The organism is Emcibacter sp. SYSU 3D8 (assembly GCF_039655875.1).
Lineage (GTDB): Bacteria > Pseudomonadota > Alphaproteobacteria > SMXS01 > SMXS01 > RI-34.
The window spans coordinates 927,405-942,916 of record NZ_JBBYXK010000001.1; the positions used below are offsets into that span (position 1 = coordinate 927,405).

The window sequence follows — 15,512 nt, forward strand, 5'->3', positions numbered from 1 at the left end:
CGCATGCTAGCCGAAGTCTTTTCCATCATTGCGCCGGTCTTCCTGATCGCCGCTTTGGGTTTCGTCTGGGCCAGAATGGAGCAGCCGTTCGACACCATGCTGGTCACGGTGTTGCTGACCAACGTCACCTCGCCCTGCCTGATCTTCAGCAGGGTCGCATCGCTGACGGAACCGGTGTCGACCTTCGCCACGATCGCCGGGCTGGCGGCGTTGTCCATCGTCATTTTCGCGATCACCGGCTATGCGGCGGCCAGGATGCTGAAGCTGCCGCTGACCGCCTCGGTGGGCCCGATCATGTTTCCCAACAATGGCAATATGGGCCTCGCGCTCTGCCTCTTCGCATTCGGCGACGTCGGGATCGGCCTGGGCATCGGCTTCTTCATCGTGGCCGCCACGTCCCAGTTCACGCTGGCGCCGTGGATTGCATCGGGCCGCTTCTCGCTGCGCCAGATGCTGAAGTCGCCCGTCATCTACGCCTCGGCCGCCTCGCTGCTCTTCCTCGGCGGCGGCATCCCGCTGCCGGACTGGCTCTACAACACCACCAAGCTGCTTGGCGACATATCGATTCCGATGATGCTGATTACCCTGGGCGTATCGCTTGCCCGGCTGAAGGTCGTCAGCCTGCGCAACAGCATGATCGTTTCGCTGCTGCGGCTTGGCATCGGCTTCACCACCGGCGCCGGGCTGATCTGGGCATTCTCGCTTACGGGCGCTGTTGCCGGCGTGGTGATCATCATGTGCAGCATGCCGCCTGCAGTATTCAACTACCTGTTCGCCGCCCGATACGGCGATCACGCCGAGGAAGTCGCGGGAACGGTGATCCTGTCCACGGCAATTTCATTCGCCACCATGCCCCTGTTGATGACCTACGCTCTGCGGCTGTAAATCGCCGGACGCCAATACTTTATTGTACGAAATCGTACAAAATCTCGATTTAGGTATCCCTTCCGCAATCTGCCCGTTAACATCACCACTCGGCGCGCAGGGGAGTCGTAGCCGGCCCAATCCTAAACGAGGAACATTCAATGGGACGCTATCAAGACTTCTGGCCCATTTACCTGGCCGCGCATCGTGGGACCTGGACTCAGCGGATTCACCTGATCGCATCCACGGTGGGGGCCATCGGAGTCTTTGGCGCGATTGGTCTCGGCGAACCCTTGCTGGCCCCGGCCGGAATCCTGATCGCCCTGAGCATTGCCTTTTCGAGCCATTACCTGATCGAAGGCAATCACCCCACCATTGCCAAGAACCCGCTGTGGAGCGCCGTCGGCGATGTCCATATGTGCATTCTTCTGGTCACCGGACGCCTGCCCGCCGAGATGAAGCGCATGGGCCTTGACCGGCCGATCGTCGAACGCTTTGTGTGGGCGCGCACCAAGAACCAGACACGCCACTGATCAGGAAGCGCTTCGCTTCGGGTCTCCCGGCGCAATCGTCTCCAGCGACAGGGCATGTACCGGGCCGGCCAGTTCGTCGGCCAGGATATTGTAAACCAGACGCTGGCGGGCGACGCGCATCATGCCCGCGAATTTCTCCGATGTGACCGCGACATGGAAATGGGTTTCGCCCTCCGGGCGCGCACCCATATGGCCCTTGTGCTTGTGGGATTCGTCGATGACTTCCAGCGCCGATGGCGCCAGCGCCTCGGTCAGCTTCGTCCTGATACGTGCCGCTACGCTCATTCTTTTGCCTTGCCCTTTCCATCCCGGTTGGTCGCCACCATAATCCGGTGATGGACAATGCGCATCCCCATAGCGGCGCTTCCCATGGCGCGAGCGACAGCCGAGTCTGCGAATGGCCCGGCTGCGACGAGCATGGCGGGCACCGCGCGCCGAAGGGCCGGGACCGGCTGGAGGACTATTACTGGTTCTGTCTGGGCCATGTCCGCGAGTACAACCGCTCGTGGGACTATTTCGCGGGCATGAAGGACGCCGAGTTCGAGACCATGCTGCGCTCGACGGCCACATGGGAACGCCCCACATGGCCGCTGGGCGGGCGCGGCGGCGACCGCAGCGCCTGGCCGTTCTGGGCCGCGAAAGAGGCGGTTGCGGATTTCATGGGCGACCCGGATCCCGGCGCCCGCACACTGCACGAACCCGAACGCGTCGCCACCAGATCGCGGCTGAAGCAACGGGACCGGCAGGCGCTGGCGGCGCTGGAACTGCCGGAGACAGCGTCGTTGCAAGACATCAAGAAACGCTTTAAGCAGTTGGTCAAGCGATACCATCCGGACGCCACGGGGCCGGCGCAAAAGCCTAGCCGCGCCATCGAAGAGCGTCTCCGAAACGTGATACAGGCCTATTCCCACCTCATGGACAGCGGCCTGTACAAGGACAGTGTGGAAGAAGGTCGATGACGTCGGAAAATAATATGCCCGGACACAATGGATTGCCGGACACCAAGGTTTCGGTTCGAGAAGTCTTCGGCCTGGACAGTGACATGGTCGTGCCGGCGTTCTCGAGCGGCAACGAATATGTACCGCCACTGGACGACGCCTATCTGTTCGACCATGACACGACCAGGGTCATCCTGGCCGGTTTCTCGTTCAATCGCCGGGTGATGATCCAGGGCTATCACGGCACCGGCAAATCGACCCATATCGAGCAGGTCGCGGCGCGCCTCAACTGGCCGTGCGTGCGCGTCAACCTCGACAGCCACATCAGCCGTATCGACCTGATCGGCAAGGACGCCATCGTCCTGAAGGACGGCAAGCAGATCACCGAGTTTCGCGAGGGCATCCTGCCCTGGGCGATCCAGAACCCGGTGGCGCTGGTGTTCGACGAATACGACGCCGGCCGCCCGGATGTGATGTTCGTGATCCAGCGCGTGCTGGAGGTCGAAGGCCGCCTGACGCTGCTCGACCAGAACAAGGTGATCCATCCGCACCCGTCGTTCCGCCTGTTCTCGACCACCAATACGATCGGCCTCGGCGATACGACAGGCCTCTATCACGGCACGCAGCAGATCAACCAGGGCCAGATGGACCGCTGGAACATCGTCGCCACGCTGAATTATCTGTCCCACGAGGCCGAGGTCGGCATCGTGCTGGCCAAGTCGCCCGCCTACAACACCGCCGAAGGCCGCGATGTCATCAACCGCATGGTGCGTATCGCCGATCTGACCCGCGCCGGCTTCATGGCCGGCGACCTGTCGACGGTCATGTCGCCGCGGACGGTGATCACCTGGGCGCAGAACGACGAGATTTTCAAGGATCTCGCCTTCTCGTTCCGCGTCAGCTTCCTTAACAAATGCGACGAGCTGGAGCGCCCGCTGGTCGCCGAGTACTACCAACGGGTGTTCGGCGTCGAACTGCCCGAGTCCGCCGTGGCCCAGGCCGCCGGCGCGGCCAAGAAGGTGGTCAACGCCTAAGGGGACCCAATGGCCGCTCCAGAAAGCCCCGTAGAACCGTTCAAGCGGGCCGTTGTCGGCGCGGCGCGGGCGATTTCCGAGGACCGCGAGCTGGAGCTGACCTTCAGCGCCCAGAATAGTCCCGGTCCCGGCCGCCTGCCCACGCCGTCGCGCGACCTGACTGCGCGTGACGCAGCACTGGTGCGCGGCGCGGCCGACGCCCTCGCCCTGCGTATCAAACACCATGACCGCGACGTGCACTCGACCCTGCTGCCTGTGGGCGGCACGGCGCGCGCCATTTTCGATGCCGCGGAACAGGCGCGCATCGAGGCGATCGGCGCCAAGACCATGGACGGCGTCGCCATGAACCTCGAGGCGGCGCTGGTCGAGCGTTCGCGGATCAAGGGCTATGACCAGATCAGGACTACTGACGACGTGCCGCTTGCGGACGTGGTCGGCTTCATGGTGCGCGAGCGGCTGACCGGCGCAACGCCGCCCGAAGGTGCGCGCGAGATGGTCGACCTGCTGCGTGCCATGATCGAGGTCAAGGCAGGCAAGGACCTGGACGAGCTTGACGGTTCGTTCGAGGACCAGAAGCGGTTCGCCCGCATCACCCGTCAGATCATCGCCGATCTGGACCTGGGCGACGAGCTTGGCGAAGATCGGGAACAGGATGCCGAGGGCGAGGAGCAAACCGAGTCCCAGCAGATGCAGAAGGACGGAGAGGGCGACAACTCCGAGGATTCGAGCCCCGACGGCAAGTCCGTGTCCGACGTCGAGATGCGCGAGCAGCTGACCGACGATGAGTCGCTGGAAACGGTCACCATCGAGTCCGAACAGCAGACCGACGGCGAGCAGGGCGACCAGGAAAACCAGGGCGAGGCGCCCTATCGTCCCGAACACGGCCGCAATGACAAGCGCGACCGCGCCTACACCACCTTTACCGAGGAATTCGACGAGGTCATCGCCGCCGAGGAACTGGCCGATCCCGAGGAGCTGCACCGCCTGCGCACCCAGCTGGACCGCCAGCTCGACGCGTTGCAGGGCGCCGTCGCCAAGCTGGCCAACCGGCTGCAACGCCGGCTGATGGCGCAACAGAATCGGTCGTGGGAGTTCGATATCGAGGAAGGCATGCTCGATACGTCCCGGCTCACCCGCATCATCATCGACCCGTATTACCCGTTGTCGTTCAAGCGGGAGAAGGACACCGATTTCCGCGATACGGTGGTGACGCTGCTGCTCGACAATTCGGGCTCCATGCGTGGCCGGCCGATCACCATCGCAGCGATCTGCGCCGACATCCTGGCACGCACACTGGAGCGCTGCCACGTCAAGGTCGAGATCCTGGGCTTCACCACCCGCGCCTGGAAGGGCGGCCAGTCACGCGAGAAATGGCTGGCGAACGGCAAGCCCGCCAATCCGGGACGGCTCAACGATCTGCGCCACGTGGTCTACAAGAGCGCCGACGCGCCGTGGCGACGGGCACGCAAGAATCTGGGCCTGATGCTCAAGGAAGGCCTGCTGAAGGAAAATATCGATGGCGAGGCGCTGCTGTGGGCGCACAACCGTCTGGTCGCCCGCTCGGAAAATCGCCGTGTGCTGATGGTGATCTCGGACGGTGCGCCAGTCGACGACTGCACCCTGTCGGCCAATCCGGCCAACTATCTGGAGCAGCATCTGCGCCATGTGGTGAACTGGATCGAGACCAAGTCGCCGGTGGAGCTGATCGCCATCGGCATCGGCCACGACGTGACCCGATATTACAAACGCGCCGTCACCATCACCGACGCCGAGCAGCTGGGCGGCGCGATGACCGACCAGCTCGCCTCGTTGTTCGAGGAAGACGGCAAGCGTCCCAGGGACAAGGCCAAGCGCCGGGCGGCGGCCTGAGCCGGCATTCAGCCGGCCCAGGCCATCGACCTATTTCTTGACCAGCCAGGGCAGCAGATCGGTGTGGTGGCCGATCATTTTCCACTCGCCGTCTTCCTTGCGGAAAATGTTGGTGGCGCGCAGCTCGACCTTCTGGACTTCGCCATTGATCGTGTTCTCGCCAACCTCGTAGTTCGTGACTACGGCAATGTCCTCGCCATTGATGACATGCATATTCTTGATCTTGATTTCACCACCAAGCTTCAGGTCGGCCTGTTCCTTCCAGATCGGCAGGATATTGGCCCAGCCGGTGTGCATGCCGCCCGAGGGACCGACATAGACCACGTCGTCCTTGTGGGACCACACGGCCTCCATCGGGGCGAGCTCGCCGACGAACATCTGGTTCAGCGCGGCGTAGAATGCCTCGGTCGCCTTGCTGACGGAATCGGCCGACACCGGCGCAGGCGGCTCTTCGGCACTTGCTACTCCCGGAGTAATGCCGATGGACAGCACACACAGAACGACAGCCAGATATTTGATACGCATGGTTTCCTCCCAAAAAAATAAGCCCGTTGCCCAACAACGGCCCCCAAGAACACACTTATAATGCGGCTCATTTTGCCACCGACATCAATCCAACCCTCGGACAACATTCCAATGAGAATAAAATCCCGGGATTTTACTCCCCACCGGCCCAACGGTTCTGGATTTTTCGAGACTATCGCCGGGTCTGAAGATCGGCAAGCGCCGATGGCGCGCACCCGCGCCGGCCCAGTGGGCCGCCTCGCCCGTGCAGGCAATTCGCGCTATGGTCCCCGTTCAACCTTCGGAGGATGAAATATGGGGCACAGGCACTTGAAACTTGCAGGCGCAGGGCTGGCGCTGGCCGTTGCCATCGGCGCGGCGATGCTGTGGACACCGGGCAATGCCCAATCGCCAGGTTCGTCTGGCGCCGCGCTGGCGTTTTCAGGCGGCTGGATCCCCGTCGGCATGAACACCACAGGCGATCCCGCCCTGCCCAGCGTCGCCTGGTTCTATAACCGCGACGACGGCCGGGTGGTGGTGTGCCGGCATGGCGCCGATGACGAGAAACCGGCTACCTGTTCGCCGGCCACGCGGCTTCCCTAGCATCGCCTAGCCCTTCGGGGCGAACAGCACCTCGCCGAGAAACGACGTGGTGCGCTCCCAGGCCAGCCTGGCATCCGCCTCGTCATAGCGCGCCGAGGTGGGGTTGGCGAAAGCGTGGTCGGCCTCATAGCGGTACACAATCGCGTCCTTGCCCGCCGCCGTCATGTTGGTCTCGAAACCGTTCACCATGGCCGGGTTGATGAAGGCATCCCGGCTGGCGAAATGCCCCAGTATCGGCCCGCGCAGTTTCTTCAGCCGCTCGACCGGCTGGTCCACCTTGCCATAATAGACAACGGTCGCGTCGGTGCCGGCCTCGATACCGGTTTCCATGGACCAGCCGCCCCCGAAGCACCAGCCGACGGATCCGACACGCCCGGTGGACTGCTTGTGCGCCGCCAGCCAGCGGGCCCAGCTCACCAGCGTGTCTGTCGCCTCATCGGGCTTCACCTGGCTCATATAGCCGCTGGCCTCTTTCTGGGTGCTGCCCACCTTCCCGCCGTAGAGATCGATGGCCAAGGCCAGGAAGCCTAGCTTGGAGAACTCCACGGCCATGGACCTGATGTAGTCGTTCAGCCCCCAGAACTCGTGAATCACGATCAAGGCCGGCGCGGGCGTCACAGCCGGGACAGCGAGACTCGCCGTCACCTGCTTGCCCAGCACATGGGTCTTTAGTGTCTGCTGGGCGGTTGTCGCGGCAGCCATCCCGGCCAGCGCGGGATTGGCGAGCACCGCGGCAAGCGGCAAAGCCGCCGCGGTCTTCAGCAGGTCGCGGCGGCTCGGCCGGCCGTCCAACTGGTCTGATCCCATTTGAAGCTCCTTCCCTTTTCCCCCAGCCGCCCCATAATAGCCGCCGCTTGGTACAGGCCACAAACGAGACATTCCCTTGATCCCGATGCGACACCTGATCCTGGGTGCAGCCGTGGCTGCGGCATGCGCCGCCGCCCCCGCCGCCGCCAAGGAAGCCAGGACAAGAAAGCCCGAGGTTCTGGTCGAGCAGCTCATTCTCAACCCGGACAACATGGCCGAAACACGGGTGGGCCGGCTGACCTGGCTGAACGGCGTCCGGCTGTGGTCCAAGCACTGGTTGTTCGGCGGATTTTCGAGCCTGGACATCAGCCCCGACGGCAGCCGGCTGCTGACTGCCAGCGACCGCGGCACGTGGTGGACGGCGAGCCTGAAGCTCAAGGACGGCATCCCCGAGGCGATCGGCGCCAACGCGCTGATCGACATGCCCGACGCCCAGGGCCAGACGCTGGCCGAGAGCGATCAGGATTCCGAGGGCATGGCCACAAGTGCCACCGGCACGGTATATGTGTCGTTTGAGCGCCACCACAGGATCGTGCGCTATACCGCGCCGGATCCCGCCGACATCACCTCGCTCAGGCGCGCGCCGCCGGAAACCCTGCCCTCGCCGCCCGATCTGGCGCACGCGCCGAACAATGCCGGCCTCGAAGCCTTGGCCCTGATGGCGGATGGCACATTGTTCGCCCTGACCGAAAGCTATCAGGCGGAACCGGGCTATAACCGCGGCTGGCTGGTGCGGGATCAGAACTGGGCGCCGTTCGAGTACAAACGCACCGAGCCCTATGACGTGACCGACGCCAAGCAACTGCCCGACGGCGACATGCTGGTGCTGGAACGCCGGTTCAGCATGCTGGGGGGATTGGGCGCGCGGCTGTGCGTCATATCCGGCGCCACCATCAAGCCCGGCGCCAGACTGGAGTGCCGGACGGTGGCCGAGTTGCAACCGCCCCAGCCCATCGACAACATGGAGGGCCTGGCGGTGCGTCAGAACGAGAAGGGCGAGACCATCGTCTATCTGATTTCGGACGACAACTTCTCACGCCTGCAGCGCACCGTGCTGCTGGTATTCCGGCTGGAGCCCGAGGCGGCAACCGGCCATTAGGGGCGCCTGAACGAAATCGGGGCCCGCGTTCGCACGCGGACCCCGATAAATCTTGGCCGAGAAACGAAAGACCTAGGCGGTTTCTTCCAGCTTCTTGCGCAGGCGGCGCTTCAGCAGCTGCGCGCCAGCCGACAATTCGTCAACTTTCGCCTTCAGCAGAAACGAATCCAGGCCGCCGCGATGCTCGACGGTGCGCAGGGCGTTAGCCGAGATGCGCAGGCGAACGGTTTCGTTCAGTGCGTCGCTGATCAGCGAAACATTGCGCAGGTTCGGCAGGAACCGGCGACGGCTCCTGTTGTTGGCGTGGCTGACGTTGTTACCCGTCTGAACGCCCTTACCGGTCAATTCGCAAACTCGCGACATCGGTCAATCCTCTAGAAACGATTGCGGCACACATCCGCGCGCCGGGTCAGGGCGTGGTGTATAGGACAGGCATGGGATGGCGTCAAGGCGGGAAAACCCCGAAATCCTCAATCGGATTCGTGCCGGAAACGCTTGAGCAGCTTGTCGGCGGCGGCGCCCGGCGTGATCTTGCCCGCCGCCACATCGGCCTCGTATTTGTGCACCTTGGCGGCGATGGCCGGCTCGGCCTTGAAGGCCTCGATCAGGCCCTCGCGAATCTCGTTCCACATCCAGGCCCGGGCCTGGTCGGCGCGGCTGGCTTCCAGCTCGCCGGTCTCCAGCATGACGGTCTCGAAATTGGTGACCGCGTCCCACACCTCGCCGATGCCCTTGTTGGTCAGCGCCGAGGTGAGCAGCACATGCGGCTTCCAGTTGGCGCTGCGCGGGCGCATCAGGTGGAGCGCCGAGATCAGCTGGGACTGCGCCAGTTTGGCGGGCTGCTCCAGCGCGCCATCGGCCTTGTTGACCACGATCAGGTCGGCCAGTTCCATGATGCCGCGCTTGATGCCCTGCAGGTCGTCGCCGCCGCCGGGCGACTGCAGCAGCACGAACATGTCGACCATGTCGGCGACCGCTGTCTCGGACTGGCCCACGCCGACGGTTTCAATCAGCACCACGTCGAAACCGGCTGCTTCCACCAGCAGCATGGCCTCGCGGGTCCGGCGGGCGACGCCGCCCAGGGTGACGCCGGCGGGCGACGGCCGGATGAACGCGTCGGGATCTCGCGACAACTCTTCCATGCGGGTCTTGTCACCCAGGATGGAGCCGCCTGAGCGGGCCGAGGACGGGTCAACCGCCAGCACGGCCACCTTGTGTCCCAGTCCGGTCACATGCTTGCCCAGCGCCTCGATGAAAGTCGATTTGCCGACACCGGGCGCACCCGACAGGCCAAGGCGGATGGCCTTGCCGGTATCCGGCATGACGGCGTCGAGCAGTTTCTGCGCTTCGTGACGATGGTCGGCGCGAGTCGATTCAACCAGCGTGATGGCCCGGGCCAGTGCCCGGCGCTCGCCGGCGCGGAGTTTGTCCAGAAGGTCATGGGCTTTCATGACCAGTGTGGATGCCATGATCGGGCGGGGATGAAAAGGGTATAATCGCGCTCAGCCGACCCGCGCAAAGGCTGCCGATCCGGCCGGCGTCGCCTCCGCCGTATCGTCGCCGGCGGCAGGCTGCAGCGCCTCCATCGCAGCGGCGACGTCGTCGCCACCCATGATCGCTTCCAGCGCCCGGACGCACAGGCGAACGCGGTCGCCGGCGAGGTCGTAATAGACCTGCTTGGCTTCGCGGCGGCTCCTGACCAGTTCGGCCTGGCGGAGTCCGGCCAGTTGCTGGCTAAGCGCGGGCTGCCCGATGCCGGTCAGCGAATCGATGTCACCGACCGTGCGCTCGCCGCGCAACAGGCATGACAGGATCATCAGCCGCTGCGTCTGCGCGTAGACCTTCAGCGTGTTTGCCGCCGCCTCTGCCCGGTCGCGGTCCTGGTACAGCGCCGTCATGCTTCCTCCGCCAACCGGCAGAACCAGTCCTTCGAACCATCCCCGGCGGCCAGGCTGGTCGCAGGCGGCAGCAACACCGGCTGTCCGGGTTGCCATCCTTCCGGGGTCAGGACCCGATCGCCCTCGGCCCGCTGCAGCGCCGCGACCATGCGCAGCATCTCGGCGACCGAACGCCCGACATTATGAGGGTACCAGGTCAACGCCCGGATGATGCCGCCCGGATCGATGAAGTAGCTGGCGCGGATGGAGGCGGAATCTCGGGCATTTTCGTCGACCATGCCATAGGCCCGCGCGACCGCCATGCTCGGATCCTCCACCACGGGGAACGGCACCGTTACGCCGAACAGGTCGCGGATCGCACGGGTCCAGGCAAGGTGGGAATACAGGCTGTCCACCGAAAGCCCGAGAAGATCGCAATCCAGCGCCAGAAACTGTTCCCTGGCGTTGGCGAGCGCGACGAACTCGGTGGTGCACACCGGCGTGAAGTCGGCGGGGTGCGAAAAGAATACCAGCCAGCGCCCCTGGTAATCCGAGAGAGTGACGTCGCCCATGGTTGTGCGGGCGCTAAAACCGGGTGCGGCCATCCCGATTCGCAGCGGGCCGGCCTGCTCGCTCATGGTGTGTTTGTGCTCGTCCATCGGTGCTCCGTTCATCTCGGCCTGTCTGCGACAGCCACCACCTTGACATAACTCTATTTCATAGTTACATATATACTGTAATTATTGGAATCATCAAGGCAGATCAACCATGATCGACAATGCTCTCCGTCGCGCCGCTGCCCAGATCAAGGAAGCCCAGGCGCGAACTCCCGTCATCAAGGCGTTCTTCGACGACGCCACATTCACGGTTTCCTATGTCGTGCACGACGCAGCGACCAAGCGCGCGGCGATCATCGACAGCGTGCTCGATTATGATCCCGCTTCCGGCCACACCGCGCACACCTCCGCCGATGCCATCATCGCCTATGTGACCGGGCATGGCCTGGAAGTCGAATGGCTGCTCGAGACGCATGCCCATGCCGACCATCTGTCGGCCGCGCCCTATCTGCAGCAGGTGCTGGGCGGCAAGCTGGCCATCGGGGCGCAGATAACCGTCGTCCAGGAAACGTTCGGCAAGCTGTTCAACGCGGGGACCGAATTCGCCCGGGACGGCTCGGATTTCGACAAGCTGTTCACCGACGGCGAGCAATTCAGGATTGGCGGGCTCGACGCCATCGCGCTGCATGTGCCGGGTCACACGCCGGCTGACATGGCCTATGTGATCGGTGACGCGGCCTTCGTCGGCGACACCCTGTTCATGCCCGATTATGGCACCGCCCGCGCCGACTTTCCCGGCGGCGACGCGCGGCAGCTCTACCGTTCGATCCGGCTGTTGCTGTCCCTGCCCGATCACACGCGCCTGTTCATGTGCCACGATTACAAGGCGCCCGGCCGCGACCATTACGAGTGGCAGACGACGGTGGCCGAACAGCGTGCGGGCAATGTCCACGTCCATGAGGGCATCAGCGAGGATAGCTTTGCCGAGATGCGGGCCACCCGCGATGCGGCGCTGGGCATGCCGCGCCTGATCCTGCCATCCGTGCAGGTCAACATGCGTGGCGGGCATCTGCCGCCGGTGGAGGAAAATGGCGTGAGGTATCTCAAGATCCCGCTGGACGCGGTGTGAGACATAGCGGCGAAGGCAGGACGGCAATACCGGCAGGAGAAACCCGATGAAGTACAAAGAAGTCGAACCAGGCTTTAATGTCTCGCCCCAGTTGCCGCCCGACCGCCTGGCGGAGCTTGCCAGTCGCGGATTCCGATCGGTCATCTGCAATCGGCCCGACGGCGAGGAGCCGGGGCAGCCGAGCGCGGAGACGATGCGGGCCGCCGCCGAAGCCGCCGGTCTCCAGTTCACGGCGATCCCGGTTGTCGGCGGCGCCATTGGCGACGCCGACGTGGCCCGGATGGCCGCGGCCCTGGCCGAACTTCCCCGTCCCATCCTGGCCTATTGCAGATCCGGCGCACGCTCCGCGAAACTGTGGGAACTGGCGCAGGACAAGAATCCCCCGGCGCAGTACGACGTTGTGATCGTGGGCGGGGGCAGCGCCGGCATTGCGTCGGCGGCCAGCCTGCTCCGGCGCAGGCCCGGCCTGAGCATCGCCATCATCGAACCCTCCGATGTTCACTATTACCAGCCCGGCTGGACTCTCGTCGGCGCCGGCGTCTTCACCCCGGAGGTTACAAGGCGCGCGACCGCGACCGTGATTCCGGACGGTTGCACCTGGATCAGGGAATCCGCAGCCTCATTCGAGCCGGAATCCAACGCGGTGCGGCTTGCGGACGGAACACGGGTCAAATACCGGATTCTCGTCGCAGCGCCGGGCCTGAAGCTGGACTGGGACGCCATCCCCGGACTCAGCGAAACGCTGGGCAAAAACGGCGTCACGTCCAATTACAGGTACGACCTCGCGCCCTATACCTACAAGCTTGCCTGCGAGCTTTCCTCGGGCCGCGCCCTGTTTACCCAACCGCCCATGCCCATCAAGTGCGCGGGTGCGCCGCAGAAGGCGATGTATCTGAGCTGCGATCTCTGGCGCCGCGCCGGGAAACTCGGGAACATCGATGTCCAGTTCCATACGGCCGGCGCCGTGCTGTTCGGCGTGGCGGCCTACGTGCCCGCATTGAACGACTATGTTCAACGGTACGGAATCACGCTGAACCTGGAATCACGTCTGACTGCTGTCGACGGCAACGCCAGGGTCGCGACCTTCGAGCACAAGGGTCCTGACGGCGCCGTCGCACACACCGAACAGCCGTTCGACATGCTGCACGCCGTGCCGCCTCAACTGGCCCCGGACTTCATCCGGTCCAGCGCGCTCGCGGGCGCCAGCGGATTCGTGGAGGTCGATGACGCGACCCTGCAGCATGCGCGCTACCCGAATGTCTTTGGCCTTGGCGATGCCTGCTCCGCCCCCAACGCAAAGACCGCCGCCGCCGCACGCAAGCAGGCCCCGGTCGTCGCCGAAAACGCACTCGCCGTGCTTGATGGCGCACCGCCGATCGCCGTCTACGACGGATATGGCAGCTGTCCGCTGACCGTCGAGCGCGGTCGGATCGTGCTGGCCGAGTTCGGTTATGGGGGCAAGCTCCTGCCCAGCTTCCCGAAATGGCTGATCGACGGCACCCGCCCGAGCCGGGCCGCCTGGTTCCTGAAGGACCGGATCCTGCCCGCCCTGTACTGGCGAGGCATGCTCAAGGGCCGCGAATGGCTGGCCAAGCCAGCCCACAAGCCCCTGGTTCCATCAGACTGACAGCCGTTGCCGCTCGCGCAGGCGAGCGGCGGCATCCCTCACCCGGCCGCGCCGGCCTTGCGCGCCTCTTCCCAGCCGGCTTCCGACAGCGGACGAACGCGGGCCGCGTTGGCGGCAGCGTTGGGATCGTTGGCCGTGCCGTCGCGGGCGCGCCCGACAATCCCCTGCACGATGGCCGCGATGCGGAACAGGTTGTAGGCCTTGTAGAAGTGAACGTTCTCCAGCGGCGGACGGCCGGCACGCTCGCAGTAGAGGGCGATATAGTCCTCGAATGACGGAATGCCGAGCGCCTCGAGATCGACACCCGCCAGGTTGGGCCGGCCGGACTTCGGCTTGGGCCCATAATAGTTCAACGTGTTGTAGGTCAGGTCGCCCAGCGGATGGCCGAGGGTGCTGATTTCCCAGTCGAGCACAGCCATTACCCTGGGCTCGGTCGGGTGAAACATGATGTTGTGGAGCGCGTAATCGCCGTGGACGATCGTGGTCTCGTCGCCTGCCGGGATGTTTTCGGGCAGCCAGGCCATCAGCTTGTTCATGGCCTCGACGGTCTCCGTCTCGGAGGCCACGTACTGCTTGGACCAACGCGAAATCTGCCGGGCGAAGTAATTACCCGGACGGCCGAAATCCTCTAGACCCAGCGCAACCGGATCGTAGGAATGCAGCTTGGCCATCGTGGCGTTCATGCTGTCATACATCTTCGAGCGGTCGGACTTGCTGACGTCGGGCATGCTCGGATCCCAGAACACCCGGCCCGGCATGAAGCTCATGATGTAGAATGGTGTGCCGGTGACGGTTTCGTCCTCGCACAGCACATAGGCGCGCGGCACCGGAAAGTCGGTCTGGTTGAGCGCCTTGATAACCCGGAACTCGCGGTCGACGGCGTGGGCCGACGGCAACAGCTTCCCCGGCGGTTTGCGGCGCATGACATACGAGCCCGACGGCGCATCGAGGCGGTAAGTGGGGTTGGACTGGCCACCGGCGAACTGGCCGACGGTCAGCGGCCCGCGAAAGCCCTCGACATGCTCTTCCATGTAGCGCTCCAGCTTCTTCGCATCGAAGCGGTGGCGCTCGGCGACGTCGACAGTCTCGCCCTGGGATACTTTCATTTCGGCCATGGTAGCTCCTTCAGATCTCAGGCGAACGCCGCGAACAACTCGTCCGCCGCCTTGGTCATGCCGCCGGAGGTCGACGACGGCACCAGGATGGGTGTGGTGATGCCCGCCTCGCGCCGGGCCTCAACGCCCTCGCGCACCTCGGCGGCACTGCCGAACAGCGTCACGTCGGACAGCCAGCGGTCGCCGGCCACATGGGCGAGCGTATCACCCTTGCCGTCGGCGATTGCCTGCTCGACCGCGGACATTTCCGCTTCGTAACCCGCCGCCCGCCAGTAGTTCCGGTAGTTGGGCAGGGTCAGATACATGCGCAGCGTGCGGCGATGGACTTCCTTCGCTGCTTCCTTGTCGTCGCTGATCACGGTCGGGATCATCACCGCGGTCGTAAACCCGGCGATACGCGCCGATTGCGGAATCTCGGCTATCTGGGTGGGCGTGTAGCTGCGCGCGGCATTTGCCCAGACGGCGCCCTGCGCCACTTCGGCGGCGAGTGCCAGCATCTTCGAGCGCAGAGTGGCGAGGATGATCGGCGGCAGCGTCCCGGAATCCGCCTCGGCCGCACGCATGGCGGCCACGTAGTCGCGGGTATCGCTGACCGGCTGATTGCGCCCCTCGACCCCGAACTGAACACGGGACACCTCGTGGCTGACCCCAAGTCCCAGCCGGAAACGGCCATTGCCGATCTCGTGCAGATAATTGGCGATGCGCGCCATCTCGCGCGGGTTGATGTAGTAGATCGGCTGGATCGACGTCGCCACCTCGATGGTCGAGGTCGCCTCCAGCACCGACTGGCAGAACTGCATGGCCGCCGCCAGGCTGGGCACATAGATGCCCGTGAAGCCACGCTTTTCGGCCTCCCGGGCCAGTTCAACCATCTTCACACGCCTACCCGGCGTGGCGACGAGCGTGATCGCCGGCATTTGCGTCATCGATGTTTCCCCCGATTGGTGCGGCTGATC

18 protein-coding genes are annotated in these 15,512 nt (G+C 64.5%); 9 read left to right on the forward strand and 9 right to left on the reverse strand.

Annotation, left to right across the window (positions count from 1 at the left end; translation table 11 throughout):
• The first annotated feature begins 3 nt into the window (after positions 1-3).
• A complete protein-coding gene (locus WJU21_RS04400; protein ID WP_346322162.1) occupies positions 4-885 on the forward strand; it encodes an AEC family transporter in 882 nt (293 codons plus the stop codon).
• A 140-nt stretch (positions 886-1,025) separates the two neighbouring features.
• Complete coding sequence (locus WJU21_RS04405) at positions 1,026-1,397, forward strand: DUF962 domain-containing protein (protein WP_346322163.1); 372 nt, start codon at positions 1,026-1,028, stop codon at positions 1,395-1,397.
• Here WJU21_RS04405 and WJU21_RS04410 read toward each other — a convergent pair whose 3' ends face one another.
• Positions 1,398-1,682 (reverse strand): BolA family protein, encoded by a 285-nt coding sequence (locus tag WJU21_RS04410; RefSeq protein WP_346322164.1) that lies wholly within the window; start codon positions 1,680-1,682, stop codon positions 1,398-1,400. It abuts the gene before it with no gap.
• 50 nt (positions 1,683-1,732) lie between these two features.
• On the opposite strand from WJU21_RS04410, the gene WJU21_RS04415 reads away from it, so the two are divergent.
• The 3 genes from WJU21_RS04415 to cobT are packed head-to-tail and all read left to right on the forward strand — an operon-like array spanning position 1,733 to position 5,238.
• Positions 1,733-2,356: a J domain-containing protein gene (locus tag WJU21_RS04415; protein ID WP_346322165.1), complete on the forward strand. Its 624-nt coding sequence runs from the start codon at positions 1,733-1,735 to the stop codon at positions 2,354-2,356.
• Entirely contained in the window at positions 2,353-3,369 is a 1,017-nt protein-coding gene (cobS, locus tag WJU21_RS04420) for a cobaltochelatase subunit CobS (protein ID WP_346322166.1), read from the forward strand. Before WJU21_RS04415 ends, cobS begins: the two co-directional genes overlap by 4 nt.
• Positions 3,370-3,378: 9 nt before the next feature.
• The gene (cobT, locus tag WJU21_RS04425; RefSeq protein WP_346322167.1) at positions 3,379-5,238 is read left to right on the forward strand and encodes a cobaltochelatase subunit CobT; all 1,860 of its coding nucleotides are present in this window, start codon (positions 3,379-3,381) and stop codon (positions 5,236-5,238) included.
• Between the two features lie 30 nt (positions 5,239-5,268).
• On the opposite strand, the gene WJU21_RS04430 is transcribed toward cobT, so the two are convergent.
• Positions 5,269-5,763: a nuclear transport factor 2 family protein gene (locus WJU21_RS04430; RefSeq protein WP_346322168.1), complete on the reverse strand. Its 495-nt coding sequence runs from the start codon at positions 5,761-5,763 to the stop codon at positions 5,269-5,271.
• Positions 5,764-6,072: 309 nt separating this feature from the next.
• Here WJU21_RS04430 and WJU21_RS04435 point away from each other — a divergent pair, with 309 nt between their 5' ends.
• Positions 6,073-6,345: a hypothetical protein gene (locus WJU21_RS04435; RefSeq protein WP_346322169.1), complete on the forward strand. Its 273-nt coding sequence runs from the start codon at positions 6,073-6,075 to the stop codon at positions 6,343-6,345.
• 6 nt (positions 6,346-6,351) lie between these two features.
• Here WJU21_RS04435 and WJU21_RS04440 read toward each other — a convergent pair whose 3' ends face one another.
• Positions 6,352-7,152 carry a dienelactone hydrolase family protein gene (locus tag WJU21_RS04440; protein ID WP_346322170.1) on the reverse strand — a complete coding sequence of 267 codons (801 nt, stop codon included), beginning with the start codon at positions 7,150-7,152 and terminating at the stop codon, positions 6,352-6,354.
• A gap of 85 nt (positions 7,153-7,237) precedes the next feature.
• Between WJU21_RS04440 and WJU21_RS04445 the strand changes: the two genes are divergently transcribed.
• Positions 7,238-8,251: an esterase-like activity of phytase family protein gene (locus tag WJU21_RS04445; protein ID WP_346322452.1), complete on the forward strand. Its 1,014-nt coding sequence runs from the start codon at positions 7,238-7,240 to the stop codon at positions 8,249-8,251.
• Between the two features lie 72 nt (positions 8,252-8,323).
• On the opposite strand, the gene rpmB is transcribed toward WJU21_RS04445, so the two are convergent.
• From rpmB to WJU21_RS04465, 4 genes are all read right to left on the reverse strand, one after another.
• Complete coding sequence (rpmB, locus tag WJU21_RS04450; protein WP_346322171.1) at positions 8,324-8,614, reverse strand: 50S ribosomal protein L28; 291 nt, start codon at positions 8,612-8,614, stop codon at positions 8,324-8,326.
• A gap of 107 nt (positions 8,615-8,721) precedes the next feature.
• The gene (gene meaB / locus WJU21_RS04455; protein ID WP_346322172.1) at positions 8,722-9,702 is read right to left on the reverse strand and encodes a methylmalonyl Co-A mutase-associated GTPase MeaB; all 981 of its coding nucleotides are present in this window, start codon (positions 9,700-9,702) and stop codon (positions 8,722-8,724) included.
• Positions 9,703-9,753: 51 nt separating this feature from the next.
• Positions 9,754-10,149 carry a metalloregulator ArsR/SmtB family transcription factor gene (locus tag WJU21_RS04460; RefSeq protein ID WP_346322173.1) on the reverse strand — a complete coding sequence of 132 codons (396 nt, stop codon included), beginning with the start codon at positions 10,147-10,149 and terminating at the stop codon, positions 9,754-9,756.
• Positions 10,146-10,766 carry a peroxiredoxin gene (locus WJU21_RS04465; protein WP_346322174.1) on the reverse strand — a complete coding sequence of 207 codons (621 nt, stop codon included), beginning with the start codon at positions 10,764-10,766 and terminating at the stop codon, positions 10,146-10,148. Before WJU21_RS04465 ends, WJU21_RS04460 begins: the two co-directional genes overlap by 4 nt.
• 130 nt (positions 10,767-10,896) lie before the next feature.
• On the opposite strand from WJU21_RS04465, the gene WJU21_RS04470 reads away from it, so the two are divergent.
• The gene (locus WJU21_RS04470) at positions 10,897-11,814 is read left to right on the forward strand and encodes an MBL fold metallo-hydrolase (protein ID WP_346322175.1); all 918 of its coding nucleotides are present in this window, start codon (positions 10,897-10,899) and stop codon (positions 11,812-11,814) included.
• A gap of 46 nt (positions 11,815-11,860) precedes the next feature.
• Positions 11,861-13,441, forward strand: a complete 1,581-nt coding sequence (locus WJU21_RS04475; RefSeq protein ID WP_346322176.1) for a TIGR01244 family sulfur transferase — start codon at positions 11,861-11,863, stop codon at positions 13,439-13,441.
• A gap of 38 nt (positions 13,442-13,479) precedes the next feature.
• Here WJU21_RS04475 and WJU21_RS04480 read toward each other — a convergent pair whose 3' ends face one another.
• Positions 13,480-14,556 carry a phosphotransferase family protein gene (locus WJU21_RS04480; RefSeq protein WP_346322177.1) on the reverse strand — a complete coding sequence of 359 codons (1,077 nt, stop codon included), beginning with the start codon at positions 14,554-14,556 and terminating at the stop codon, positions 13,480-13,482.
• Between the two features lie 17 nt (positions 14,557-14,573).
• Positions 14,574-15,482 (reverse strand): LLM class flavin-dependent oxidoreductase, encoded by a 909-nt coding sequence (locus WJU21_RS04485; protein WP_346322178.1) that lies wholly within the window; start codon positions 15,480-15,482, stop codon positions 14,574-14,576.
• Positions 15,483-15,512 lie beyond the last annotated feature (30 nt).

Bases quoted from the DNA above. Each gene is read 5' to 3' on its own strand.
- WJU21_RS04475 (WP_346322176.1), top strand. From the start codon at position 11,861: ATGAAGTACAAAGAAGTCGAACCAGGCTTTAATGTCTCGCCCCAGTTG.
- cobS (WP_346322166.1), top strand. From the start codon at position 2,353: ATGACGTCGGAAAATAATATGCCCGGACACAATGGATTGCCGGACACC.
- WJU21_RS04485 (WP_346322178.1), bottom strand. From the start codon at position 15,482: ATGACGCAAATGCCGGCGATCACGCTCGTCGCCACGCCGGGTAGGCGT.
- WJU21_RS04480 (WP_346322177.1), bottom strand. From the start codon at position 14,556: ATGGCCGAAATGAAAGTATCCCAGGGCGAGACTGTCGACGTCGCCGAG.
- meaB (WP_346322172.1), bottom strand. From the start codon at position 9,702: ATGAAAGCCCATGACCTTCTGGACAAACTCCGCGCCGGCGAGCGCCGG.
- WJU21_RS04465 (WP_346322174.1), bottom strand. From the start codon at position 10,766: ATGAGCGAGCAGGCCGGCCCGCTGCGAATCGGGATGGCCGCACCCGGT.
- WJU21_RS04445 (WP_346322452.1), top strand. From the start codon at position 7,238: ATGCGACACCTGATCCTGGGTGCAGCCGTGGCTGCGGCATGCGCCGCC.
- WJU21_RS04460 (WP_346322173.1), bottom strand. From the start codon at position 10,149: ATGACGGCGCTGTACCAGGACCGCGACCGGGCAGAGGCGGCGGCAAAC.
- WJU21_RS04470 (WP_346322175.1), top strand. From the start codon at position 10,897: ATGATCGACAATGCTCTCCGTCGCGCCGCTGCCCAGATCAAGGAAGCC.
- WJU21_RS04410 (WP_346322164.1), bottom strand. From the start codon at position 1,682: ATGAGCGTAGCGGCACGTATCAGGACGAAGCTGACCGAGGCGCTGGCG.
- WJU21_RS04440 (WP_346322170.1), bottom strand. From the start codon at position 7,152: ATGGGATCAGACCAGTTGGACGGCCGGCCGAGCCGCCGCGACCTGCTG.
- rpmB (WP_346322171.1), bottom strand. From the start codon at position 8,614: ATGTCGCGAGTTTGCGAATTGACCGGTAAGGGCGTTCAGACGGGTAAC.
- WJU21_RS04405 (WP_346322163.1), top strand. From the start codon at position 1,026: ATGGGACGCTATCAAGACTTCTGGCCCATTTACCTGGCCGCGCATCGT.
- WJU21_RS04415 (WP_346322165.1), top strand. From the start codon at position 1,733: ATGGACAATGCGCATCCCCATAGCGGCGCTTCCCATGGCGCGAGCGAC.
- WJU21_RS04400 (WP_346322162.1), top strand. From the start codon at position 4: ATGCTAGCCGAAGTCTTTTCCATCATTGCGCCGGTCTTCCTGATCGCC.
- cobT (WP_346322167.1), top strand. From the start codon at position 3,379: ATGGCCGCTCCAGAAAGCCCCGTAGAACCGTTCAAGCGGGCCGTTGTC.
- WJU21_RS04430 (WP_346322168.1), bottom strand. From the start codon at position 5,763: ATGCGTATCAAATATCTGGCTGTCGTTCTGTGTGTGCTGTCCATCGGC.